Genomic DNA, 23,772 nt, shown 5'->3' with positions numbered 1-23,772 from the left:
TTGATTTCATATCGATCTTGGAGAGAATAGGTTAAATTTTATTGAATTTGACAAGTGTCTCACTTAATTACAGATAATAAAAAAGAATTTCGGAGGGTAAAATAGTTATGGCAACTAATTTTGAAAAAACAGGTGCTACATCTGGACGTTTAACATTTTCAATTGATCAAGAAACAGTGAAAAATGGATTGGATCAAACATTCAAGAAAGTTCAGAAGACTCTTAATGTTCCAGGATTCCGTAAAGGCCGCGTTCCACGTAAAATGTTCAACCAAATGTACGGAGAAGCTGCATTGTATGAAGATACATTGAACGACTTATTACCAGATGCTTACTCTAAAGCAGTTGAAGAAGCTGGAATCGATCCAGTAGCTCAACCAAACATTGATATTGAATCAGTTGAAAAAGGTCAAGACTGGAAATTAGTAGCAGAAGTTACTTTGAAACCAGAAGTAGAGCTTGGACAATATAAAGAATTAGAAGTAACAAAACAAGACCGTGAAGTTACTGACGAAGCAGTTGAAAAAAATCTTGAAACTCGTCGCGAAAACTTAGCGGAATTAACAGTTAAAGATGCTGCTGCTGAAAATGGCGATACTGTTGTAATCGACTTTGAAGGATTCAAGGGAGATACTGCTTTTGATGGTGGAAAAGGAGAAAACCATTCATTAGAATTAGGTTCAAACTCATTCATTCCAGGATTCGAAGAACAACTTGTAGGCGTTAAAGCTGGAGAAGAAAAAGACGTAACGGTTACTTTCCCTGAAGAATATCAAGCAGAAGACCTAGCTGGTGAAGAAGCTGTATTCAAAGTTAAAGTTCACGAAGTTAAGTCCAAAGAACTTCCAGAACTAGATGATGAGTTTGCTAAAGATGCTGACGAAGAAGTTGAAACTTTAGATGAACTTAAAGCTAAAATTCGTAAAAACTTAGAAGAAGGCCGCACAAATTCTGCTAACGACGCTCGTGATGACGAAGCTATCCGTAAAGCAGTTGAAAATGCTAAAATTGAAGAGATTCCTCACGAAATGGCTCATGACGAAGTACACCGTCAAATGGACATGTTCTTGAACAATCTACAACAACAAGGTATTTCTCCTGAAATGTACTATGAAATGACAAATTCAACTGAGTCTGATCTTCACAAGCAATTTGAAGGCGAAGCAGAATTTAACGTTCGTACAAACCTTGTTTTAGAAGCAATTGTTGAAGCTGAGAAATTAGAAGCTGATGAAGCTGATATTGAAAAAGAAATCAAAGATTTAGCTGGTCAGTACAACATGCCTGAAGAACAAGTACGTAGCGTACTGTCTCCAGACTTATTAACTAGAGATATTTCACTTAAAAAAGCAATCGATTTGATTACTTCTTCTGCGAAAGAAACTTTAGAGCCAACTGAAGACTCAGCTGAATAATCAACAAAATTAGATTAGTTGATCTTACGACAAGTTTCTCTTAAATGAGTCAACTGATTGTAATTATATGAAAAGGGAATGCTATTGCAGCATTCCCATTTTTCATAATAAAAGTAGTCTTTATATAGAGTCACAGTATTGGCAAGCACACATGTTCTATGTTACTATATGAAAAGTGAGAAGATTTTGAAGAATTGAGGTGAACCTGCCATGTTTGATAATGATGAAGAACAATCTGGAAATATCTCTTGTTCATTTTGTGGTAAATCACAAGACCAAGTTAAGAAGATTGTTGCAGGTCCAGGAGTATACATTTGCAACGAATGTATAGATCTTTGTAAAGAGATTATGGATGAAGAATTTAATAAACAAGTTTACACTGAAGATACTGAGGTTCCTAAACCTCAAGAAATTAAAGCAATTCTAAATGATTATATTATTGGCCAAGATGCCGCTAAAAAAGCTTTGTCTGTTGCTGTATATAATCATTACAAACGCGTTAATAACTTATCAAATCAAGAAGATGATGTTGAATTGCAAAAAAGTAATATCTGTTTGATTGGTCCTACAGGGTCCGGTAAAACTTATCTTGCTCAAACACTAGCTCGTATCTTGAATGTACCATTTGCTATTGCAGATGCTACGAACTTAACAGAAGCTGGTTATGTTGGTGAAGATGTAGAGAACATCCTGTTAAAGCTGCTTCAATCTGCTGACTATGATGTTGAACGTGCACAGTATGGTATTATCTACGTAGATGAGATTGATAAAATTGCCAGAAAATCTGAAAATGTTTCGATTACTCGAGATGTAAGTGGTGAAGGTGTTCAACAAGCCTTGCTGAAAATTTTAGAAGGAACTACTGCAAGCGTTCCTCCTCAAGGTGGACGTAAACATCCTCATCAAGAACTGATTCAAATCGATACAACAAATATTCTCTTTATCGTTGGTGGCGCTTTTGACGGAATTGAAACGATGGTCAAAAATCGTCTTGGAGATAAAGTGATTGGATTTGGTGCTTCCAATACTCGCAAAGGATTCGATGAAAATGCTAGTATGATGCAACAAATCATTCCAGAAGACCTACTAAAATATGGTTTAATACCAGAGTTTATCGGTCGTCTTCCAATTACTGCTGTTCTTGAGAAATTGACGGAAGAAGATCTAGTCGAAATTCTGACCAAACCTAAGAGTGCATTAGTTAAGCAATACATGAAATTGATGCAACTTGATAATGTGGAGTTAGAGTTTGATGACCAAGCATTAAAAGAGATTGGTAAGAAAGCGATAGAACGAGATACAGGTGCTAGGGGTCTTCGCTCGATCATTGAAAGTATCATGATGGAAATCATGTTTGAAGTACCAAGCCGAGAGGATATTCAAAAAGTAATCATTACGCCAGAAGTAGTCATTGGAACGGGCAGTCCCGTCTATTACAATCACGATGGAGAACTGGTTACTGTTTAAAAATGTTTAGGAAAGATGTCTCTTATTAGGGACATCTTTTTTTACATTAACAGTTCTATCTTTGTCACACGTTTGTAACATAAGATAGATGTATGACACACTCTTTAAATAAGTTCTTTAAAAAATTTTTGATTATGATATACTTATACAGGACTATATCAATCGAAATAAATAATATTTAGGAGAAAAATAAATGAATACAGACAAAATTCATTATGCAGAAATCGTTATAAGTGCAGTTTCTCCAAGCCAGTATCCTGATGATGGACTTCCAGAAATTGCATTAGCTGGACGATCTAACGTAGGTAAATCTTCTTTTATCAATACAATGGTAAATCGAAAAAAATTAGCGAGAACATCTGGTAAACCAGGAAAAACGAGAACTTTAAATTACTTTAATATAGAAAACTCATTGTTTTTTGTAGACGTTCCGGGATACGGTTATGCAAAAGTCTCGAATGCGGAACAAAAAAAATGGGGAGACATGATGAATATTTATTTCTCAAGCAGAGAAGAACTGACTTTAAGCATTCTGCTTGTTGACTTAAGACATCATCCAACAGAACTTGATATTCAAATGTATGATTTTTTGAAGTACTATGATTTACCTGTATTAGTTGTAGCGACTAAGGCAGACAAAATCAAGAAATCAAGACGAAATAAACACATCAACCAAGTTGTTCAGACTCTTCAATTAGCTACTGAAGATAAAGTCATCATGTTTTCTTCCGAAACACGGGAAGGAAGAGAAGAAGTCTGGAATGAAATACTTGCTAGTACAAGGAATGATCATAATTGAAACTATTAATGTATGGTGTAAATCAAGATACCGTATCTATTGATGATATCGATCGATATAAACTTAGTGAGCAAGAAAAGATGACGCATCTAGAAGATATTAGCGCATTTCCAGGAGTACAGGAAGTGTGTATTATATCTTCAGAGGTACGTAGCGAGTACTATTTGAATGTTGACGAAAAGAGTTTCAAGCATGGTGATCTTTTAAGATATCTGTCTAAACACACGGGTAAGCCTTTAAAAGAAATCATTTTAGAAACTTATAGTAAATTCAATAAAGATGTGATCAACCATTTATTATCAACTTTAAGTGGAATGGAGACTAAAGCTAAAGGTTCTCTCGCGACGCTAAAATATGCTGAAGCCGCTATGAAATCAGCTGAAGAGAAAAATGTTCTAGGCAATGTCCTTAGAAAACTATTCCAAAAAGCTATTGATTTTTCTAAAAAAATGCGTATATCTGAAGCCATGCGTCCTCTCTATCTGACAGAACCTTCTAAAACAATTGAGATACTTAAAGATAAATTGGATTCACTTTCAGAACAAAAATTTGTGCTGTTTGGAACAGATTACGATACGATTCATTTAGCTAAGTTACTACTGGAGTTGAATGTAGAATCGATTACGGTGATCCATCAGGATGCAGAAATCAGTCAAAAAATGATCTCCACGCTAAAAGACTGGGTTCACTTAATAAATTTAGAAGAAAGACAGACCCGATTACATGCTGCAGATTTAACTTCTGTCGGATTTAGGTTCTGTAATGCGGATGGTATCATTGTTGCTTCTTCATTTGATAGTGAACTTCTATCTGAAGAACTTATGATGCGTATTGAAAATATACGGCAAACTGAGAAAAAACAGGTTGTAGTAGATTTCTCAGAGGAAAAACAGGAAACCTTTAACTTATTAGGTTCTCTTGTGCATTATGAAGCACCTAGTATGTATCATAATAATGATTTTTCAGATGAAGAGGTTGCGAATGCAGAACTCTTTTTCGAAGAAAATATGATGCAAGTAACTGAACGTTTCATGGAAGAGTACCAACAAATGACTGAATTGTCTTTGAATCAGGACCCGAATCGAGCTTATTTCAACTTAGCAGTTGGTTCAGAGGGATCCTTTGACTCAATATCCAGGCCATCAAAAGCTTAACCGTTAGTTGAAGGCTGACTGGTGCTTCTAATGGATTGAATTGAATACAAAGAGAAGCGGGCTTGTCCCGCTTTTATTATGCCCTCATTTAAGATAATTAGTATTATAAGATGTAATAGTGTAAAATGAAAAACAAGAGTACTGCACAGGAGAGAAGGATTTATAGATGTCAATGTTTTTAGATCAAGTAAAAGTAAATGTTAAGGCAGGTAATGGCGGAGACGGCATGGTTGCTTTTAGACGTGAAAAGTATGTACCAGATGGTGGACCGGCTGGTGGAGACGGTGGTATCGGAGGAAACATTATCTTTGTGGTGGATGAAGGCCTTAGAACTTTAATGGATTTCAGGTACAATCGACACTTCAAGGCTAAAAACGGGGATAATGGAATGTCCAAAAGTAAGCATGGCCGCGGAGCTCAGGATCTTTATGTAAAAGTACCACCTGGTACGATTGTAAAAGATGCAGAAACCGGACAGATGTATGCTGACTTAGTCAATCATGGCCAAGAAGCTGTTATTGCAAAAGGTGGACGTGGTGGACGTGGGAATATTCGCTTTGCAACACCTCGAAATCCGGCACCGGAGATTGCTGAAAATGGTGAGCCTGGTGAAGAAAAAGAAATTGAGCTTGAATTAAAAGTTCTTGCTGATGTAGGTTTGATTGGTTTCCCATCTGTTGGTAAATCTACTTTGCTTTCTGTTGTTTCGGCAGCTAGACCAAAAATTGGTGCTTACCACTTTACAACAATCGTACCAAATCTTGGTATGGTAGAGACGGATGAAGGTCAAAGTTTCGTACTGGCAGATATGCCTGGATTGATTGAGGGTGCTTCTCAAGGTGTAGGTCTAGGTATTGAGTTCCTTAGACACATTGAGCGTACAAGAGTACTCCTTCATGTGGTCGATATGAGCGGAATCGAAGGAAGAGTTCCAATTGACGACTATATTACAATCAACAATGAATTAGAAGAGTATGATCTTAAACTAAGAGAAAGACCGCAGATTATTATTGCCAATAAAATGGACATGCCAGATTCTGCTGAAAATCTTCGTATTTTCAAAGAAAAATTAGATGAACTTGAAGGGTCATACGAACTCTTTGAAGTCTCAGCTTTATCTAAACGTGGATTAACTGCTGTATTATCTAGAACTGCTGAATTACTTGAAACGACACCTGAATTCCCACTTTATGATGAAGAAACTGAACAAGAAGAAAGAGTATTGTACAAGCACACTCCTTCAGTTGATCACTTCAATATCATGAGAGAACCTGATGGAACTTGGGTACTTTCAGGAGAAAAACTTGAAAAACTATATAAAATGACGAACTTTGCCCACGATGAATCAATCATGAGATTTGCTCGTCAGATTCGTGGAATGGGTATAGATGAAGCACTTAGATCAAAAGGTGCTAAGAATGGCGATATCGTACGAATTGATAACTTTGAATTTGAATTCGTCGAATAAAAATCATCAAGTTTGAATTAGAATTAGGGGACAGTTATGGATTTATTATTTTTAGGAACTGGGTCCGGTGTTCCGGCTAAACACAGAAATGTTTCAAGTATCGCATTGAAGTTGCTTGAAGAAAGAAACAGTATTTGGATGTTTGACTGTGGAGAAGCTACTCAGCACCAGATTCTGCATACTACTTTAAAACCTAGAAAAATCGAGAAAATATTTATTACGCATATGCATGGAGACCATATCTTTGGTCTCCCTGGTTTGCTAAGTAGTAGAGCTTTTCAAGGTGGAGAAACACCACTAACGATATATGGTCCGGTTGGCATTAAGCAGTATGTTCTATCCAGTCTGAGATTTTCAGCTACTCATATAAAATATCCAATAAAATTCGTTGAATTTAGCGATAATGAATGCATATTTCAAGATACACAATTTAAAGTAACAGTTAGAAAGCTCAAACATGGTATTCCTTCTTATGGATTTAGGATTGAAGAATCTGATCATGAAGGTACATTACAAGCGGATGCATTAAAAGCTGCTGGTGTACCTTTTGGTCCTATGTTTGGTAAACTTAAAAATGGCGAAACAGTTATACTTGAAGATGGTACGACTATTGATGGAAAAGATTTTGTAGGCCCTTCCCAAACAGGAAGAGTGGTTACAATTCTTGGAGACACAGTGAGAACAAATGCGAGTATCGAGTTGGCAGAAAATGCAGATGTGCTCGTTCATGAGAGCACATTCACGCATAAAGACGTTAAACTGGCAACAAGTTACAATCACTCAACGAATGTCCAGGCTGCCGAGACCGCTAAACAAGCAAATGCAAAAAAACTCTTATTGACGCATATTAGTGCTCGTTATTTGAGCAATGACGTTTATGAATTGCAAAAAGAAGCACAGAATATTTTTCCAGAAACTTATGTTATGCAAGATCTTAAAGAAATCTCTATCCCACTTGAAAGAGAAGGAGACGAACTTAAATGATGGAACTTAAAGATAAAGTCGTTTTAATTACTGGTGCTTCATCAGGAATTGGTGAAGAGATGGCATATGCTGCTGCTAGTAAAGGTGCAACCTTAATTTTATGTGCAAGACGAGAAGATAAACTTGAAGAAGTCAAAAATCGTTGCCTAAGTACGACGACTTCTGATGTGTATATTTATCCTCTAGATGTGTCCAATCCTGATGCAATTGAAGAAACAATGAATAAAGTTAAAACAGAAGTTGGTATTATAGACGTACTAATCAACAATGCTGGTTTTGGTCATACAGAAGAATTCATTAAATATGACTTAAATAAAGCAGAAAATATGTTCAGAGTAAATGTTCTGGGCGTTATGTACTTAACTCAACTAGCGGCTTTGCAAATGGCTGAAAAACAAAGCGGACATATTATTAATGTTGCCTCTATTGCAGGTAAAATAGCAACACCCAAGTCTGCCGTCTACTCTGCTACTAAATTTGCTGTAATTGGATTTAGTAACGCATTGAGGCTTGAACTGGCTCCACTGAATATCAAGGTAACAACAATCAATCCGGGTCCAGTAGACACTGCATTTTTTGATGAATTTGATCCATCAGGGAGTTATCTTGAAAAAATTCAGGCTTTTGTACTTACAAGCCAAGAAGTTGCTGAAAAAACTATCAATATCATTGGTACAAATAAAAGAGAAGTCACTTTACCACTAAGTTTGAACATTGCTTCTAAATTTTATTCTATGTTCCCTAGACTGGGAGATTATATCATTTTGAATAATTTCGATATGAAATAATTCACTATAAATGAAAAATTATACTTAACATGTTATTCTTCAATTAGAATATGTTAAAAGGGGATAAGAATAATGAAGAAACAATGGAGTTTTGTTGGTGCGTTTATTTTATTTTTATTGGTTGCGATTTTATCTGTATTGAATGTTGATCCAGTACCCATTAATTTTGGATTTGCATCATATGAATGGCCGTTGATTATCGTTATTTTAGGAGCTCTTCTTTTAGGAGCGCTTATTGCAACGTTATTGTCAACTGTTAAAATTTACCAAGAATCTAAAACACGTAAAGAAGCAGAAAAGTCTTCTATTCAAGCAAAAGAACACGAAAATGCTAGAGTAAATGAGTTAGAAGATAGATATAATAAAGAAATTGATCAGCTTAAACAAGAAATAAGAGTTAAAGAAAAAGCGCTTCAAACAGAAAAGTCTAAAAGCAAGACGAATGAAAGACCTATATCTGTAGAAGATGAAACTTTATAATATAAGATAGGAGAACCCTATGAATAAAGAAAAAATTGCTATTATGGCAGATTCCGGAGCAGATGTTCCTGAGGAGATTATAGAGAAATATGATATTAAAGTAATTCCCTTAAAGATTATCTTTAAAGACGGTGAATATACTGATAAGGTGAACATCTCAGCTGAAGAAGTATATAAACGAATGGAAAATGAAGTTCCAAAAACGTCTCTTCCGGATGGAGAAATCATTAAAGGAATTTTCGATGAAATCAAAGCTGAAGGATATGAAAAACTTCTAGCCATTACGATTTCAAGTGGTCTTAGTGGAACCAACAATATGGTTAGATTAGTTGCAAAAGACTATACAGGTCTTGACGTGTTTGTTTTAGATACTAAGAATATTGGTATTGGCTCCGGTTTATCCGTTGTTGAGGCTGCTCACCAGGTTGAGAAGGGGTTAACGTTTGAAGAAATCAAACAGAACCTTCAAATAAGTGCAAATAAAGCAAAAGTTTACTTCCATGTTCCAACGCTTGAGTATCTTCAAAAAGGCGGGAGAATTGGATTGGTTCAGTCAGTACTAGGAAGTGTATTGAACCTTAAGCCAATCATTACCTGTAATGAAGATGGAATCTATACTACAATCGCTAAAGTACGAGGGAAAGCTAAGTCTGTTAACAAAACAATCGAATTAGTTGAAACTTATGTTGCAAACTCTAAAAAGTACAATATAGGCGTTGCTTATGGTGGCGAGACAGCAATAGAGGAAGCCAAAGCGATTCGAGAAGATCTTAAGAAAAGATTGCCAAATTATGAACATATCTTTTTTGATCAGGTTAGTCCAGCACTCGGTGTGCATACAGGACCAGGTTTGATCGGGATAGGCGTCCAACTTCTAGACGAAAAATAGAATTAAAAGCAAGAGCTCTGGAGTAAGTATTGCCATTGCTCATGCTTTTTTTATTGTGAGAGTAATCGATTCAAGGAGTGGATATATTGACTTTTAAACAATCAAAGAAATGGATCATTAATTCTAAGAACGATTCAGAAAAAATACAAGAGCTTTCTGAACAATTAAATCATTCACCTTTTTTTATCAATTTATGCCTTAACAGAGGCTTGGAAACTAAGGAAGAAATCCTTAGATTTATTAGTCCAGATGAGTCTTGGTTTCATGATCCTTTTTTATTACATGATATGCAAAAGACTGTAGATAGAATTGCTGAAGCGATAGAATCTGGAGAGAAAATCATGATTTACGGAGATTATGATGCAGATGGTGTAACTAGTACAGCAATCTTGTACGAAACACTGGAATCCATTGGTGCAAACGTGGAGTACTTTATTCCCGATCGCTTCGTCGATGGATATGGTCCCAATTTACAAGCTTTTACCTATTTTCAAGAAAACGGAACACAACTGATTATTACCGTAGATAATGGGGTCGCCGGACATGAAGCCATCCAGAAAGTTCAAGAAAATGGTGTGGATGTTATTGTCACTGATCATCATGAAATACCTGATACGCTTCCAGCAGCTTTTGCAGTCGTTCATCCAAATCACCCAGGTGGTACTTATCCATTCAGCGATTTGTCTGGAGCTGGAGTCGCTTTAAAGCTAGCTACAGCCCTCTTAGGAGATTTGCCGATTGAACTACTAGATTTAGCGGCAATTGGAACAATCGCTGATTTGGTTTCCTTAACAGATGAGAACAGAGCGATTGTGGATTTTGGATTAAAAGCACTCAAGCAAACTCAAAGAGTAGGCGTTTTGAGTCTTTTTAATGCTTTGTCACTTTCTCTTAAGGAAATTGACGAAACAACTATCGGTTTCAAGATTGCTCCGCCAATCAATGCAATCGGTCGATTGGGAGACGCAACGCCTGTTGTAGAATTACTGACGACTTTTGATGAGGAAAAAGCACAAGAAATTGCGACTTTACTGGATGCTAAAAATAAAGAAAGAAAAGAGATTGTATCTAAAATATCAGGAGAAGCACTTGAACTTTTAAAAGAACAAGAAGCGTCTTCTATATATGTTTTAGCAAAAGAAGGATGGCACGAGGGTGTTTTAGGCATCGTCGCTAGCCGAATTGTCAACGAAACTGGGAAACCAGCTGTTATATTAAATATTAATCCTTCCACTCAAGAAGCTAAAGGTTCTGCTAGAAGTATTAAAGCTTTTAACCTCTATGAAAGTGGTAACAAAGTAAGAGCGTTATTCAAACACTTTGGTGGACACCAAATGGCAGCAGGAATGACTTTACCAGTCGATAATATCCAAGCATTGAAACAGTCGTTGAACGAAGAAGCAGAAAAACTTCAGGAAACAACAGAATTTATGGACGAATTGGCTGTAGAAGAAGAAAGTAAGATAAAAGACATCAGTGTGGATACAATCAAAGAGATTGAACTGCTGAAGCCCTTTGGAACAGATAATCCAAAACCAGTATTCCTTTTCTCAGAAGTTACACCGCTTGATGCTAGAGCCATTGGAGCCGATCGCACGCATTTGAAATTAAAAGTAGATCAAGAGGGGACGCCTCTTGATGTTATTGCGTTTAATTATGGATCAATCGCGGATGCATTAAAATCAGATACACCAATTTCAGTAGTCGGTACAGTAGAAATCAATGAATGGAATGGAAATAAAAAACCTCAAATGCAGTTAACGGATATGAAGTTTTTGAATCAAGTCATCATAGACAAAAGAACCACAGATTTAAAAAAATCAGATCTGCTGATGGAAGGCGTTACGTATCTTTTTTATGATAAGCAGAATTTTACTAAGTATAGTCCTTTTGTGACAGATAAATCAGATAGCCTATTGATTGCAACAACGGAGGATGCTTTGAATTTTGATGCTCAAAGAGCTTATGTCATCGTAGACTGCCCTGAGTCTATGGAACTAGTCAAAAATACGGTACTTCATAATGAAGAACAAACCTTATACTGTATCTTTTATACAAAAAGTAAGGATTATTTACTCGGCATGCCTTCAAGAGAACAGTTTGCTAGACTATATAAATTTTTAGCAAAACATAAAAATATTGATCTCAAAGAAAAAGGAGCATTACTTGCAGATTATCTAAAAATGGATAAAACGATTCTAAAATTCATAATCAGGGTGTTTTTAGAAGCCGGATTTGTTACAATAGAAGGCGGACTGCTCAGTGTGAATTCTGAGGCGAGTAAAATGGCTATTGAAGAGACGAAAGTTTACAAGCAGAGACTTGAAAATATCGCTGTGGAAGAAACCGTTGTTTATAGTTCATTCAAAGAACTGACAGAGGCACTGAAAAATTTAAAATAAATGCGTTTGTATAATAAAAGGAGACTTATAATGGATTTAAAAAATTATGTTGCAGATGTTCCCGATTTTCCACAGGAAGGTATTACTTTTAGAGATATCTCCCCATTGATGGCTGACGGAAAAGCATATAGTGAAGCGACTCAAAAAATCGTAGAATACGCTAAAGATAAAGAAGTAGATATGATTGTTGGACCTGAGGCAAGAGGTTTTATTGTTGGTTGTCCTGTAGCTTTTGAATTAGGGATAGGCTTTGCTCCATGCCGTAAAAAAGGTAAATTACCTAGAAAAACCATTGAAGTGAGCTATGGCTTGGAATATGGTAGTGACGTTCTTCAACTACACGAAGACTCAATTAAACCTGGACAAAAGGTCTTAGTATGTGATGACTTGTTAGCTACTGGTGGAACAATTGCTGCTACGATAGAGCTTGTTGAAAAACTTGGCGGTGAAGTTGTCGGAACAGCATTCTTCATCGAATTGAAAGACCTTAATGGTCGAGATAAAATTAAAGGTTACGATATCTTCACTCTAATGGAGTACTAAAATTAAAAGTACTGTATGTGTCTTAAGACTGAAAGTTGAAATCAGTCTAGGACAGTACAGTACTTTTTTATTGATTTTCAAGTAATTTCTTTTTGTGTGCATTCCCCCATTGATGAAGCGCATCAAGAATGGGTTCCAAGGTTCTACCATACGTAGTGACGGAATATTCCACTCTAGGAGGAACTTCTGGAAAAACTTCTCTGGTAATAATTAGTTGAGATTCCAATTCACGTAATTGTTTAGTCAACATTTTTTGTGTGATTTCCGGAATGGCTCTCTTGATTTCGCTAAAACGCATTGGACTAGTGTGCATCAAATTCAATAAAATAACAGGGGTCCACTTACCAAACAAGATGTCTAAAGGTTCGTTTACTTTGCAATGTTCTGGTTCTAAATCAGATATCAACTGTATACCTCCTATAGTATATTAAGTATACTATAGCACTATAAAGTACCTACTTCAATAGGTAGAGAATCATGATATAATTAACTTACTAATTATAAGAGGGATGATTCATTCATGATCAACAACCGAATTTTACCAAATATTGATAAAAGTAAAGGACTTGAGTTTGGTTTATATACACTTGGAGACCATTTACCAAATCCACATACTGGAAAAAGAATTTCTGCGCAACAAAGAATCAAAGAAATTATAGAGACAGCTGTACTGGCAGATGAAGCTGGATTAGATATTTTTCAGCTTGGGGAGTCTCACCAGGATCATTTCTTATCACAAGCGCATATGATCATTTTATCAGCTATAGCACAAGCTACAAATCAGATCAAAATATCATCAGGGTCAACAATTATCAGTACGTCTGATCCGGTTCGTGTTTTTGAAGATGCCGCAACAATCGATCTATTATCTAATGGTCGTATGGAAATCGTAGCGGGCCGTGCTTCAAGAATTGGGTTATACGAGTTGCTAGGATATGATCTTAGAGATTATGAAGCATTATTTGAAGAAAAATTCGACTTATTAGTAGGAATCAACGAAAATGAAAGGTTGAGTTGGAAAGGGGAATACCGTGCACCTTTAAATGATGCACACGTTATACCTAGACCAGATAATGACCAGAATGGCCTACCAATATGGAGAGCAGTGGGCGGCTCTTATGCTTCTGCACAAAAAGCTGGATCAATAGGTGTTCCAATGTATCAAGCTCACTTGGGCGGACCGGCATCTGAATTCAAGAAGCCGATTGATCTTTACAGAGAAACAGCTGCAGAAGCTGGTTACGATATTAAAACATTACCAGTAGCAACAGCAGGCTTCTTTTATGCTAGTACTAATAAAATGGACGCCTTTAGAGAATACTATCCCCACGTTAATGAAGGTATGAAAAAAACAAATGGACAAGGATTTCCTAAGCAGGCATTTGCTCATGGACAAGACTACAGAAGTGTCATCAATGTAGGAGACCCTGAATTGATCATTGAAAAAATTCTCTATCAGCATGAGTTATTTGGAAATCAGCGTTACGTTGCTCAACTGGATTTTGGTGGAGTTACCATGGATGATATTAAGAAAAATATTGATATCATTGGAGAGAAAATTTTACCAGCGATTAGAAAGTACACTAGAAAATAAGGAGTAGATTAGATGAATATCGTCGTATTGGCAGGTTCAAATGTAGGAGAGAAGTCTTCTATAGTGGCTGATAAAGTCATGACTGAACTTAACGTAAAGTATGGCGTAGATCATTCGTATACGCTATTAGATCTAAAAGATTATGAGATGCAATTTAGTGATGGAAGAAATTATCTTGATTATACTGGGGATAATAAATTGATCACAGAAACCATAATGGGAGCGGATATTCTTATAATTGCGACACCGATATTCCAAGCATCCATACCTGCTGCATTGAAGAATGTCTTTGATTTACTACCGCAAAGCGCTTTACAAAATAAAGTTTCGGCAATCATTGCAACAGCAGGTTCCAATAGACATTATTTAATACCTGAACAGCAGCTTAAGCCAATCCTCAGCTACATGAAATCTACTATTGTTCCAAATTATGTTTTCTTGCTAGACACAGACTATACAGCTGGAAAAATTAATAACGACGATATTCATTTCAGACTTGAAAAACTGATTGAGGATACAATTGTACTGGCTACCGCTTATAAAGGAATTTGGGAAGCTCAAGAAGAAGCATATGGATTCTAAAAAAGGCAGACATGACTATGAAATGTTTTACCTTCATAGCATGACTGCCTTTTCGTTTTAACCTATTTTAGTAGATATGTGATCTGTATAAAGAAACAACTTTACCTAAGATAGAGACATCAGATAATATAATCGGATCCATCGTATCATTTTCTGGTTGAAGGCGAATATAACCTTGTTCTTTATAAAATCTTTTACATGTTGCTTCTTCGTCATCAGTCATCGCAATGACGACGTCACCGTTCTGGGCAGATTCTTGTTTTCTGACAATCACTTGGTCACCATCAAAGATTCCAGCATTGATCATACTGTTACCACGGATCGTCAACATGAAAAGATTGCCTTTTTCAATTTCTAAATCATTAGGAATTGGGAAATAATCCGTTGCTTCTTCAACAGCTAAGATAGGTTCGCCGGCGGTAACAACACCTAATAACGGAATGTGATTTTCAAACTCATCAATTCCAATTTTGATCAAACCTTCTTTAGTGAATTCAATTGCTCTAGGTTTTGAAGGATCTCTCAAAATAAAACCATTTTTTTCTAGTCTAGCTAAATGACCATGAACAGTAGAAGTGGAAGACAATTCAGTAGCAGATCCAATTTCTCGAACAGTAGGTGGATATCCTCTTTTGTTTACTTGTTCATGAATATAACGTAAGATTTCAATTTGTTTTTCGCCTTTACGGCCTCTAGTAGTCATATTGTAACACCTCATCCCTTCAAATTATCGTTTAAATTAAGTATAATAGTAGTCTAGTGTATGATTAAGTGAATAAGAGTTCACATTGTTCGTAAACTTTAGTAAAATTATATCATATACCGAACATCTAATCAAACGAATGTTCGAAATAAGCTAGAATTTCCCTAGGAAATTAGATTCTTAAGCACATTTGTATTACAATGGTTGTTCGCAATAGGTTGCACTGAAAGAAAATCTTTAGGTTAGAAAGCCTAATAGGAGGATATAAAATGTTAGCAAAAGAGCAATTGGATAGAATTAATGAATTAGTTAGAAAACAAAGAAGTGAAGGATTAACGCCGGAAGAAGCATCTGAACAGAAAGATCTAAGAGAAAAATACATCAAAGCTTTCAGATCTGGTATGAGAAATCATATAGAGGGAATGAAGATTGTAGATCCAGAGGGTCAAGACGTTACCCCGGAGAAACTTAAAGAGATTCAAAAAGACAAAGGAATTCATAATAGAGACTAATTTCTTTTTAATTAAAGATGTACGGACAAATTTACAGATGTTCTATGAAAGCGTTGAATAAAACTTATATAAATAGTACAATGATTAGGAGCGTTACCACTTTTAGCAATAGGAAGGAATGAGTTACTTGTTTGATAAAACTGATCAAATGGCTGTAGATACAATTCGAACTCTTAGTATTGACGGCGTTCAAAAAGCAAATTCTGGACACCCCGGATTACCAATGGGGGCTGCACCAATGGCTTACACACTATGGACACGTCACTTGAATGTTAATCCAAAAAATTCGAAATGGTTCGATCGCGATCGCTTTATTTTGTCTGCTGGACACGGATCGATGTTACTTTATAGCTTACTGCACTTAGCAGGATATGATGTAACAGTTGACGATTTGAAAAATTTTCGTCAGTTAGATAGCCGTACACCAGGACACCCTGAAGTACATTATACTGATGGCGTTGAAGCAACGACTGGTCCTTTAGGACAAGGCGTAGCGAATGCAGTAGGTATGGCTATGGCAGAAGCGCACTTGGCTTCAACCTATAACCAAGGAGACCACAACATCGTTGATCACTACACATATGCACTATGTGGAGATGGGGACTTAATGGAAGGCGTATCTCAAGAAGCGGCTTCTCTTGCGGGACACCTTAAATTGGGTAAAATGATCATGCTTTATGATTCCAACGACATTTCTTTGGATGGACCTACTTCAAAAGCTTTCACTGAGAACGTTGGGAAACGTTTTGAAGCTTATGGATGGGAACATATTCTTGTTGAAGATGGTAACGATTTGGACGCTATCGATAAAGCCATTACAGCTGCAAAACAATCAACGGATAAACCAACTTTAATTGAAGTTAAAACGGTTATCGGCTTTGGTGCTCCTAATGCAGGAACACATACTGTTCACGGCGCTCCTCTTGGGGCAGAAGGTGTAACAGCTGCTAAAAAAGCTTATGGATGGGAAGGCGAAGACTTCTTTGTACCAGAAGAAGTTGCACAAAGGTTCAAAGAGCTTATGGTTGATAAAGGCCAAAAAGCAGAAGCAGACTGGAACAAAGCGCTTGAAGATTATACAAATACGCATTCAGAACTTGCTGAGAAATTCAAGTTAGCATTAAGTGGAGAACTGCCAGAAAACTGGGATGAATCATTGCCAGTTTATTCTGTAGAAGACAAAGATTCTGCTACAAGAGCGACAAGTGGAGAAGTATTGAACGCATTGTCTGATTCAATTCCAAACCTTTGGGGTGGATCTGCTGACTTATCTGGTTCAAACAACACGATGATGAAAAATCAAACTGATTTCCAACCAGGTCAGTATGAAGGAAGAAATATCTGGTATGGTGTTAGAGAATTTGCGATGACAGCTGCCTTAAACGGTATCTTATTACACGGAGGAACAAAATCATACGTAGGAACATTCTTCGTATTCAGTGATTACCTTCGTCCAGCTGTTCGTCTTGCTGCTCTTTCTAGAATCCCTGCAATTTATGTATTGACACATGATTCAGTTGCTGTAGGAGAAGATGGTCCTACACACGAGCCGGTTGAACAATTGTCAAGTTTCAGAGGCATGCACAACCTATCTCTTATTAGACCAGCTGATGGAAATGAAGTAGCGGCTGCTTGGGAGATTGCTTTGAAATCTACTGATAGACCTACAATGCTTGTGTTGACTCGTCAAAACCTGCCTGTTCTAACGAACTCTAAAGAAATGGCTAGAGAAAATGTTAAAAAAGGTGCATACGTTATTTCACCTGCTGAAAATGAAACACCAGAAGGTATTTTAATTGCTACAGGTTCTGAAGTTGCACTAGCAGTTGAAGCTCAAAAAGAGCTGAAAGCACAAGGTAAAGACGTTTCTGTTGTTTCTATGCCAAGTACAGACTTGTTCGATATGCAACCTGCTGAGTACAAAGAATCCGTATTGCCAGCTTCAGTAACAAAACGTGTTTCCATTGAGATGGGTTCATCATTTGGATGGGATCGTTACACTGGAACTTATGGTAAGAGTGTCGCAATCGACAAATTTGGTGCAAGTGGTAATGGATCAGCAGTAGTAGAATCTTACGGCTTCACACCAGAAAATGTTGTTCAAACATATCTATCGTTAGGCTAATCAAGATAACAAATTAAAATAATAGAGATCAAACTGGATTTCTACTTCAAAAGAAGAGAAGGGCTGCCGCCCTTCTCTTCTTTTGTACTATTAGTTCAAACAGCCTATATGAGTGTTTTGAAATTTAAAATTCACTTTTGGTTTATTTTTCTGTCTAAGTTGTGTAGAATAGTTGAGTGAGTGTTTCGAATCATACTTGCTTTACTAGAAGCTCAAAAGATGATTTTGAATATACTAGAACGTATAGAAAGGAGTTAATGAAATGCATACAGGACTTGCAATAACTTTAATTATCCTAGCTTTAATTGGTGGACTGGTTGGAGGATTCTTCATCTCTAGAAAATACATGATGGATTATTTTGAGAAAAATCCACCAATTGATGAAAACATGCTACGTATGATGATGCTACAAATGGGTCAAAAACCTTCTGAAAGAAAAATCAATCAGATGATGAGCCAGATGAAAGCACAAAACAAAAAAAATCCAAAAAATAAAAATAAGAAGTAATAAGTTTTGACTAATGAGCTTATTTAGTCAATAATCACATTACGAATCAAATTTGTGTAGCGGGCAGCGTCTTTGCCCGTTCTTTTTTTCAACAAGTATGACACGGTGTCATAATCAGTTATATCGGGTATAGGGGTTTTAAAATTAAAGAATAGGAGAAAAACGTACATGGATATATTCAAGCGGTTAGGATGGTTTTTCCGTAGAGAAAAAAAATCATACATTATAGGGATTTTTTCCCTCGTTACAGTGGCATTACTCCAACTGATCCCCCCTAGAATTATAGGAATCGTAGTGGATGAGATTGAAACGAATAGTATTACGAGCCAGTCATTAGCATTTTGGCTAGGTATTCTGGCGGCATCTGCAGTCGGACAATATGTATTCAGGTATATTTGGCGCATGAAAATTTGGGGAAACGCTGCAAAACTGGAACAGTTGGTAAGAGAGCAATTATATAATCATTTTACCAGTATGGACAGCCAGTTTTTCCAGAAGTATCGTGCGGGAGATTTAATGGCCCATGCTACAAATGACCTAAGAGGTTTACGAATGGTCGCAGGTGGCGGTATTTTGACAATGGCAGATGCGATTAGTGTAGGGTTGACCACATTGCTGGCAATGATTTTCCTCGTTGATTGGAGACTGACGCTTTTAGCTGTATTCCCATTACCTTTGCTGGCGATCACTTCAAGAATATTAGGTCGCAAACTACACCTTCGATTTAAGGATGCACAAGCTTCTTTTTCGCAATTAAATGACAAGGTGCAAGAAAGCATTCAAGGTGTCAAAGTCTTGAAAACATTTGGACAAGAAAAAGAAGATATCGAAGAATTCAAGATTCAAACGGATAATGTTGTCGCTAAAAATAGATTGGTTTACAAAATAGACTCTCTATTTGACCCGGCCATTACGTTTATTATGGGGGTATCGTATTTCCTTACAATACTAGTCGGTGGAATTTTGATTACTGGAAATGAGATTACGATTGGTGATTTTGTCACATTCATTAATTATATAGGGATGCTCGTTTGGCCAATGTTCGCCATTGGTAGATTGTTCAATATCATTGAAAGAGGGTCAGCTAGTTACGATCGGATAGAAAACCTTTTAAGAGAAGAATCTTCTATTGTAGAAAGAGATGGATCGATAGAAACACCTATAAACGGTCATCTTCATTTCGACATCAAAAAATTCTCTTATCCAGATGATGAGACAGTCACTTTACAAAATATTCACTTCAAGTTAAATAAAGGTCATACAATGGGGCTTGTAGGTAAGACTGGAGCTGGTAAAACAACCATATTGAAACTGCTACTGAGAGAGTATGATGCTTATAAGGGGCATATTCAGTATGGGGGTCATGATATTAGAGACTACACGTTAAATGCTTTGCTCCAACAAATTGGATATGTGCCTCAAGATAATTATCTTTTTTCAACAACAATCAGAGATAATATTCGATTCGCTGATCCTACCATGCCACAAAGCGTTGTAGAAGAAGCAGCCAAGCTTGCGGATATACATGAAGATATTCTTAACTTACCAAATGGATATGACACGCAAGTAGGTGAGCGTGGTGTTTCACTTTCAGGTGGTCAAAAACAAAGGATTTCCATTGCGAGAGCCATCATTACAAATCCAGAACTCATGATTTTGGATGACTCGCTTTCAGCAGTAGATGCAAAAACAGAGGAAAGTATTCTTTCTGGATTGAAACGTAAACGACATAATCAGACAACGATTATCGCTGCCCATAGAATTAGCTCTGTTATGCACGCGGAAGAAATTATTGTAGTAGAACAAGGAACCATTGTAGAGCGCGGAACTCACAAAGAATTACTAGAGTTAGATGGTTGGTATAAAGATATGTATCAACAGCAACAACTTGAACAAAAACTGGAAGGAGAGGAGATTTAATGGAGCAGCATGAAACAGTAAAAAACAGAACGATGCCTTTTAAGCAACAGATGGATGTGCTTAAAAGAATTCTCAAATACGCTCATCCTTATAGATTCCAGTTTGCATTTGCCATTGGGTTAAGTATTGTATTAGCAATCATCAACGCTATTCTCCCTAGAATCATACAAGTGTTTATAGATGATCATATTACACCAGGTACAGCCACGCTGAGAACGATTATTTTCTTTGCAGCCCTCCACTTTGGAGTTACATTAATTAGAATGATTGTTTGGTATTTTGAACTGTACATTTTCAATATGGCTTCTGAAAAAACAGTTAAGAACATTAGAGAAAGTCTTTACACCAAGTTACACAGTCTTGGCATGCGCTTTTTCGATCAGACTTCTACAGGATGGATTATAACAAGAGCAACCAATGATACAGAAGCAATGAAAGATTTCTGGAATGTTTTCTTGACCATTATGCAAGGTGTGTTCGGTGTAGTCATTTCATTAGGCGCGATGTTTTTCCTAGACGCATCTGTTGCCATATGGATTTTACTGTTTGCACCCGTTTTACTACTGGTTATCAGGTTTTATCAAGTTTACAGTTCAAAAACCTATATTGAAATGAAATCTAAGTTGAGTTCTTTGAATACAAAACTTGCTGAGACCATTAATGGTATGTCGATCATTCAACAATTTAGACAGGAAAGACGACTGCAGAAAGAATTTGAGGAGACGAATCAATCTTACTATGATTCAAGATATTCCATGGTTAGAATCAATGCAATACTATTGAGCCCAGTGATTAACTTCTTATACACTTTGGCAGTTGTTCTAATTCTCGCTATTTTTGGAATCGATGCACTGCAAAGTCCTGTAGAAGTTGGGATTATTTATGCCTTTACGTCTTATGCAAATGACTTCTTTAGACCATTAACAAGACTGATGGATAGTTTGAGTTTGTTCCAGGACGGGATTATTTCAAGTAGCCGTATTCTGACTGTTATGGACAATGAAGAGTATGTCCCGGAGCAAGAAGACAATCCTGATGCAACCATCGAAATAGGGAAAATCGAATTCAAAGATGTTTCATTTTCGTATGACGGAAAGACGGATGTTCTTAAAAATATCAATTTCACAGTTAATCCAGGAGAAACGGTGGCTTTAGTTGGTCATACGGGAAGTGGAAAGTCCTCAATCATAAATGTCTTGATGAGATTCTACGATTTTCAGAGTGGGGAAGTTCTGATTGACGGTCGATCCATTAGAGAATACCCGATGAGAGAATTGAGACATAAGACAGGATTAGTCCTACAAGACTCCTTCCTTTTCTACGGAACAATCAAAGATAATATTCGAATTAAAAACGATCAAATTAAAGATCGTGAGATTATAAATGCGGCAAGGTTTGTTCAAGCGGATCAATTTATCGAAGATTTACCTGGACAATACGATGCGAAAGTGGTTGAACGTGGGGCAAGCTTCTCGAGTGGACAGAAGCAATTGATTTCGTTCGCAAGCACCATTGTTAGGGACCCAAAAATCCTTATACTGGATGAAGCGACTGCTAATATTGATACTGAAACGGAAGCACTTATTCAAGAAGGGTTGAACCGTATGAGAAAAGGGCGTACTACAGTAGCTATTGCTCATAGACTCTCAACAATTAGAGATGCCGATCAGATACTTGTACTAGATAATGGCAGAATTATTGAACGCGGTTCTCACGATGAACTGATTGCTAGCGGTGGGAAATACAAAGATATGTATGAACTACAAAATATTGGATTACAGACAAGTTAAAAAAAGAATGGCCCTCTATTGAGGCCATTCTTTTTTTCTATTTCTTTAATTGATCAAGTGCTTCAAAAGATTGTTGAATTTTGTCTGAGTAATACTGATTGATATCTTCAACGCCTTCAATCTTTCTTTCTACATAAAAAGGGTCACCAATTTTAACGACAGCTTTTTTTCGAGTGAAAATTTCTTTGATTGAATAAGGACCTTCGTAAACAACAGGAACGATCTGACGCTTACTCATTCTCGCGATTGTTACAGCACCGCCTTTAAGTTCTTGGGAGTGTCTTGTACCAGTCGGGAAAATGACTAAACTTAATTTGTTTTCTTTTAAAATTTTAACCGGTTGTTTTATTGCACTTGGTTTTGGATTATCCCTATCTACTGGGAATGCATTTAATTTAGATATAAACCAACCGAAGAATTTATGATTGAACAATTCTTTTTTAGCCATAAAGCAAAACTTGCGCGGACTAGCTGCGAGTGCAATAAACACAGGATCGATTAACGAACGGTGAGGCGCGATAATAACATAGGTTTCATCTTTTGGTAATTTATCTCGATTGATATATGTGGGCTTACCATTGAAAATCAATATTAGAATGCGTACAAAGCCACGAACAAAAGAAAAGAACACAGATAAACACTTCCTTTAACAATTTCACTGAACTTCATTAGTATGCGATAATCATATAGAAGAATCAAGTTTTATTTTTTTGATTTGCAATTTGTATTTCTATTGTGTATACTTAAAGACGGTGTAAAAATACATCAAATTTCACACTTTGTTGGATGTAATGAAAGGTGCTCTGTAGCCATGGAGTCTTCATACAAGTGAAAACAGAGGAAGAAAAAAACCATAATGGAGGAATGTACAAATGGCAGTAGTATCAATGAAACAACTATTAGAATCAGGAGTTCACTTTGGACACCAGACACGTCGCTGGAACCCGAAAATGAAACGTTATATCTTTACAGAAAGAAACGGAATCTACATCATCGATTTACAAAAAACAGTTCGTATGATCGACCAAGCATACAACTATGTTCGTGAAATCGCTGAAGAAGGTGGAACAGTTCTTTTCGTAGGAACTAAAAAACAAGCTCAAGATGCTATCAAAGAAGAAGCAATCAGAGCAGGCGCTTACTACATCAACCACCGTTGGTTAGGTGGAACACTTACTAACTGGGATACAATCCAAAAACGTATTACTCGCTTAAAACAACTTGAAAAAATGGAAGAAGACGGAACTTTCGAAGCACTTCCTAAAAAAGAAGTTGGTCTTTTAATCAAAGAACGCGATCGTCTAGAAAAATTCTTGGGCGGAATCAAAGATATGCCTAAACGTCCTGACGCTCTATTTATTGTTGACCCTCGTAAAGAGCACATCGCAGTAAAAGAAGCTCAAAAATTAAACATCCCTATCATCGCTATGGTAGATACAAACTGTGATCCAGACGAAATCGATGTAATCATCCCTTCAAACGACGATGCAATCCGTGCAGTTAAATTATTAACTAAAACTGTTGCTGACGCTATTATCGAAGGTAACCAAGGTGAAGAAGGATTTGAAGAAGAAGTTAAATCTGACTCACTTGATGAAATTGTAGAAGTTGTAGAAGGCGACAACGCATAATTTTTATTTTAACTATTA

At 36.6% G+C, this 23,772-nt stretch carries 22 protein-coding genes; 19 read left to right on the top strand and 3 right to left on the bottom strand.

Translation table 11 applies throughout. From position 1 onward, the window contains the following. Nucleotides 1–107 precede the first annotated feature (107 nt). The 11 genes from tig to ACFP65_RS11145 all read left to right on the top strand — a co-directional run bounded on the left by tig (nucleotide 108) and on the right by ACFP65_RS11145 (nucleotide 12,389). Complete coding sequence (gene tig / locus ACFP65_RS11195) at nucleotides 108–1,415, top strand: trigger factor (RefSeq protein ID WP_379918636.1); 1,308 nt, start codon at nucleotides 108–110, stop codon at nucleotides 1,413–1,415. Between the two features lie 210 nt (nucleotides 1,416–1,625). After that, nucleotides 1,626–2,882 (top strand): ATP-dependent Clp protease ATP-binding subunit ClpX, encoded by a 1,257-nt coding sequence (clpX, locus tag ACFP65_RS11190; protein ID WP_379918634.1) that lies wholly within the window; start codon nucleotides 1,626–1,628, stop codon nucleotides 2,880–2,882. Nucleotides 2,883–3,075: 193 nt separating this feature from the next. Continuing rightward, nucleotides 3,076–3,681, top strand: a complete 606-nt coding sequence (yihA, locus tag ACFP65_RS11185) for a ribosome biogenesis GTP-binding protein YihA/YsxC (protein ID WP_379918632.1) — start codon at nucleotides 3,076–3,078, stop codon at nucleotides 3,679–3,681. Continuing rightward, complete coding sequence (locus tag ACFP65_RS11180; RefSeq protein ID WP_379918631.1) at nucleotides 3,678–4,835, top strand: hypothetical protein; 1,158 nt, start codon at nucleotides 3,678–3,680, stop codon at nucleotides 4,833–4,835. The genes yihA and ACFP65_RS11180 overlap by 4 nt, the downstream gene beginning before the upstream one ends. A gap of 166 nt (nucleotides 4,836–5,001) precedes the next feature. Continuing rightward, nucleotides 5,002–6,303 (top strand): GTPase ObgE, encoded by a 1,302-nt coding sequence (obgE, locus tag ACFP65_RS11175; protein WP_379918629.1) that lies wholly within the window; start codon nucleotides 5,002–5,004, stop codon nucleotides 6,301–6,303. Between the two features lie 36 nt (nucleotides 6,304–6,339). Then, entirely contained in the window at nucleotides 6,340–7,287 is a 948-nt protein-coding gene (rnz, locus tag ACFP65_RS11170) for a ribonuclease Z (protein WP_379918627.1), read from the top strand. Next, the gene (locus ACFP65_RS11165) at nucleotides 7,287–8,075 is read left to right on the top strand and encodes an SDR family NAD(P)-dependent oxidoreductase (RefSeq protein ID WP_379918810.1); all 789 of its coding nucleotides are present in this window, start codon (nucleotides 7,287–7,289) and stop codon (nucleotides 8,073–8,075) included. Before rnz ends, ACFP65_RS11165 begins: the two co-directional genes overlap by 1 nt. 72 nt (nucleotides 8,076–8,147) lie before the next feature. Then, the gene (locus ACFP65_RS11160) at nucleotides 8,148–8,555 is read left to right on the top strand and encodes a LapA family protein (RefSeq protein WP_379918625.1); all 408 of its coding nucleotides are present in this window, start codon (nucleotides 8,148–8,150) and stop codon (nucleotides 8,553–8,555) included. Between the two features lie 19 nt (nucleotides 8,556–8,574). Next, nucleotides 8,575–9,444 carry a DegV family protein gene (locus ACFP65_RS11155; protein ID WP_379918623.1) on the top strand — a complete coding sequence of 290 codons (870 nt, stop codon included), beginning with the start codon at nucleotides 8,575–8,577 and terminating at the stop codon, nucleotides 9,442–9,444. A gap of 86 nt (nucleotides 9,445–9,530) precedes the next feature. Beyond that, nucleotides 9,531–11,846: a single-stranded-DNA-specific exonuclease RecJ gene (recJ, locus tag ACFP65_RS11150; RefSeq protein ID WP_379918621.1), complete on the top strand. Its 2,316-nt coding sequence runs from the start codon at nucleotides 9,531–9,533 to the stop codon at nucleotides 11,844–11,846. A 30-nt stretch (nucleotides 11,847–11,876) separates the two neighbouring features. Further along, nucleotides 11,877–12,389 carry an adenine phosphoribosyltransferase gene (locus ACFP65_RS11145; RefSeq protein ID WP_379918619.1) on the top strand — a complete coding sequence of 171 codons (513 nt, stop codon included), beginning with the start codon at nucleotides 11,877–11,879 and terminating at the stop codon, nucleotides 12,387–12,389. A gap of 67 nt (nucleotides 12,390–12,456) precedes the next feature. Here ACFP65_RS11145 and ACFP65_RS11140 read toward each other — a convergent pair whose 3' ends face one another. Continuing rightward, a complete protein-coding gene (locus ACFP65_RS11140; RefSeq protein ID WP_379918618.1) occupies nucleotides 12,457–12,795 on the bottom strand; it encodes a winged helix-turn-helix transcriptional regulator in 339 nt (112 codons plus the stop codon). Nucleotides 12,796–12,909: 114 nt separating this feature from the next. Between ACFP65_RS11140 and ACFP65_RS11135 the strand changes: the two genes are divergently transcribed. Beyond that, a complete protein-coding gene (locus tag ACFP65_RS11135; RefSeq protein WP_379918616.1) occupies nucleotides 12,910–13,983 on the top strand; it encodes an LLM class flavin-dependent oxidoreductase in 1,074 nt (357 codons plus the stop codon). Between the two features lie 12 nt (nucleotides 13,984–13,995). Further along, the gene (locus tag ACFP65_RS11130; RefSeq protein ID WP_379918614.1) at nucleotides 13,996–14,565 is read left to right on the top strand and encodes an NADPH-dependent FMN reductase; all 570 of its coding nucleotides are present in this window, start codon (nucleotides 13,996–13,998) and stop codon (nucleotides 14,563–14,565) included. A 67-nt stretch (nucleotides 14,566–14,632) separates the two neighbouring features. Here ACFP65_RS11130 and lexA read toward each other — a convergent pair whose 3' ends face one another. After that, complete coding sequence (gene lexA, locus ACFP65_RS11125) at nucleotides 14,633–15,268, bottom strand: transcriptional repressor LexA (protein ID WP_379918612.1); 636 nt, start codon at nucleotides 15,266–15,268, stop codon at nucleotides 14,633–14,635. 269 nt (nucleotides 15,269–15,537) lie between these two features. Here lexA and ACFP65_RS11120 point away from each other — a divergent pair, with 269 nt between their 5' ends. From ACFP65_RS11120 to ACFP65_RS11100, 5 genes are all read left to right on the top strand, one after another. Next, entirely contained in the window at nucleotides 15,538–15,780 is a 243-nt protein-coding gene (locus tag ACFP65_RS11120) for a DUF896 family protein (RefSeq protein WP_379918610.1), read from the top strand. Between the two features lie 118 nt (nucleotides 15,781–15,898). Further along, nucleotides 15,899–17,905 (top strand): transketolase, encoded by a 2,007-nt coding sequence (tkt, locus tag ACFP65_RS11115; RefSeq protein WP_379918608.1) that lies wholly within the window; start codon nucleotides 15,899–15,901, stop codon nucleotides 17,903–17,905. A gap of 262 nt (nucleotides 17,906–18,167) precedes the next feature. Next, the gene (locus ACFP65_RS11110) at nucleotides 18,168–18,413 is read left to right on the top strand and encodes a YneF family protein (protein ID WP_379918606.1); all 246 of its coding nucleotides are present in this window, start codon (nucleotides 18,168–18,170) and stop codon (nucleotides 18,411–18,413) included. 168 nt (nucleotides 18,414–18,581) lie between these two features. Then, entirely contained in the window at nucleotides 18,582–20,333 is a 1,752-nt protein-coding gene (locus tag ACFP65_RS11105) for an ABC transporter ATP-binding protein (protein ID WP_379918605.1), read from the top strand. Next, the gene (locus ACFP65_RS11100) at nucleotides 20,333–22,123 is read left to right on the top strand and encodes an ABC transporter ATP-binding protein (RefSeq protein ID WP_379918603.1); all 1,791 of its coding nucleotides are present in this window, start codon (nucleotides 20,333–20,335) and stop codon (nucleotides 22,121–22,123) included. The genes ACFP65_RS11105 and ACFP65_RS11100 overlap by 1 nt, the downstream gene beginning before the upstream one ends. Before the next feature lie 37 nt (nucleotides 22,124–22,160). On the opposite strand, the gene ACFP65_RS11095 is transcribed toward ACFP65_RS11100, so the two are convergent. Beyond that, nucleotides 22,161–22,754, bottom strand: coding sequence for a lysophospholipid acyltransferase family protein (locus ACFP65_RS11095; RefSeq protein ID WP_379918601.1), 594 nt, complete (start codon nucleotides 22,752–22,754; stop codon nucleotides 22,161–22,163). Nucleotides 22,755–22,995: 241 nt separating this feature from the next. Here ACFP65_RS11095 and rpsB point away from each other — a divergent pair, with 241 nt between their 5' ends. After that, on the top strand, nucleotides 22,996–23,754 hold the full coding sequence (gene rpsB, locus ACFP65_RS11090; RefSeq protein ID WP_379918599.1) for a 30S ribosomal protein S2: 759 nt from the start codon (nucleotides 22,996–22,998) through the stop codon (nucleotides 23,752–23,754). Nucleotides 23,755–23,772: the final 18 nt, after the last annotated feature.

The sequence above is a fragment of the Marinilactibacillus sp. GCM10026970 genome, assembly GCF_042660675.1.
Taxonomy (GTDB): domain Bacteria; phylum Bacillota; class Bacilli; order Lactobacillales; family Carnobacteriaceae_A; genus Marinilactibacillus.
Note: the sequence above shows the minus strand (reverse complement) of the source record. Positions and strands in the feature narration are given on the sequence as shown.

What these genes read in the sequence shown, in the direction of transcription:
- tkt (WP_379918608.1), top strand. Translation starts at nt 15,899, where the DNA reads ATGAGTTACTTGTTTGATAAAACTGATCAAATGGCTGTAGATACAATT.
- ACFP65_RS11120 (WP_379918610.1), top strand. Translation starts at nt 15,538, where the DNA reads ATGTTAGCAAAAGAGCAATTGGATAGAATTAATGAATTAGTTAGAAAA.
- rnz (WP_379918627.1), top strand. Translation starts at nt 6,340, where the DNA reads ATGGATTTATTATTTTTAGGAACTGGGTCCGGTGTTCCGGCTAAACAC.
- ACFP65_RS11110 (WP_379918606.1), top strand. Translation starts at nt 18,168, where the DNA reads ATGCATACAGGACTTGCAATAACTTTAATTATCCTAGCTTTAATTGGT.
- ACFP65_RS11130 (WP_379918614.1), top strand. Translation starts at nt 13,996, where the DNA reads ATGAATATCGTCGTATTGGCAGGTTCAAATGTAGGAGAGAAGTCTTCT.
- obgE (WP_379918629.1), top strand. Translation starts at nt 5,002, where the DNA reads ATGTCAATGTTTTTAGATCAAGTAAAAGTAAATGTTAAGGCAGGTAAT.
- ACFP65_RS11105 (WP_379918605.1), top strand. Translation starts at nt 18,582, where the DNA reads ATGGATATATTCAAGCGGTTAGGATGGTTTTTCCGTAGAGAAAAAAAA.
- clpX (WP_379918634.1), top strand. Translation starts at nt 1,626, where the DNA reads ATGTTTGATAATGATGAAGAACAATCTGGAAATATCTCTTGTTCATTT.
- ACFP65_RS11165 (WP_379918810.1), top strand. Translation starts at nt 7,287, where the DNA reads ATGGAACTTAAAGATAAAGTCGTTTTAATTACTGGTGCTTCATCAGGA.
- ACFP65_RS11135 (WP_379918616.1), top strand. Translation starts at nt 12,910, where the DNA reads ATGATCAACAACCGAATTTTACCAAATATTGATAAAAGTAAAGGACTT.
- lexA (WP_379918612.1), bottom strand. Translation starts at nt 15,268, where the DNA reads ATGACTACTAGAGGCCGTAAAGGCGAAAAACAAATTGAAATCTTACGT.
- ACFP65_RS11145 (WP_379918619.1), top strand. Translation starts at nt 11,877, where the DNA reads ATGGATTTAAAAAATTATGTTGCAGATGTTCCCGATTTTCCACAGGAA.
- yihA (WP_379918632.1), top strand. Translation starts at nt 3,076, where the DNA reads ATGAATACAGACAAAATTCATTATGCAGAAATCGTTATAAGTGCAGTT.
- ACFP65_RS11160 (WP_379918625.1), top strand. Translation starts at nt 8,148, where the DNA reads ATGAAGAAACAATGGAGTTTTGTTGGTGCGTTTATTTTATTTTTATTG.
- ACFP65_RS11155 (WP_379918623.1), top strand. Translation starts at nt 8,575, where the DNA reads ATGAATAAAGAAAAAATTGCTATTATGGCAGATTCCGGAGCAGATGTT.
- ACFP65_RS11100 (WP_379918603.1), top strand. Translation starts at nt 20,333, where the DNA reads ATGGAGCAGCATGAAACAGTAAAAAACAGAACGATGCCTTTTAAGCAA.
- tig (WP_379918636.1), top strand. Translation starts at nt 108, where the DNA reads ATGGCAACTAATTTTGAAAAAACAGGTGCTACATCTGGACGTTTAACA.
- rpsB (WP_379918599.1), top strand. Translation starts at nt 22,996, where the DNA reads ATGGCAGTAGTATCAATGAAACAACTATTAGAATCAGGAGTTCACTTT.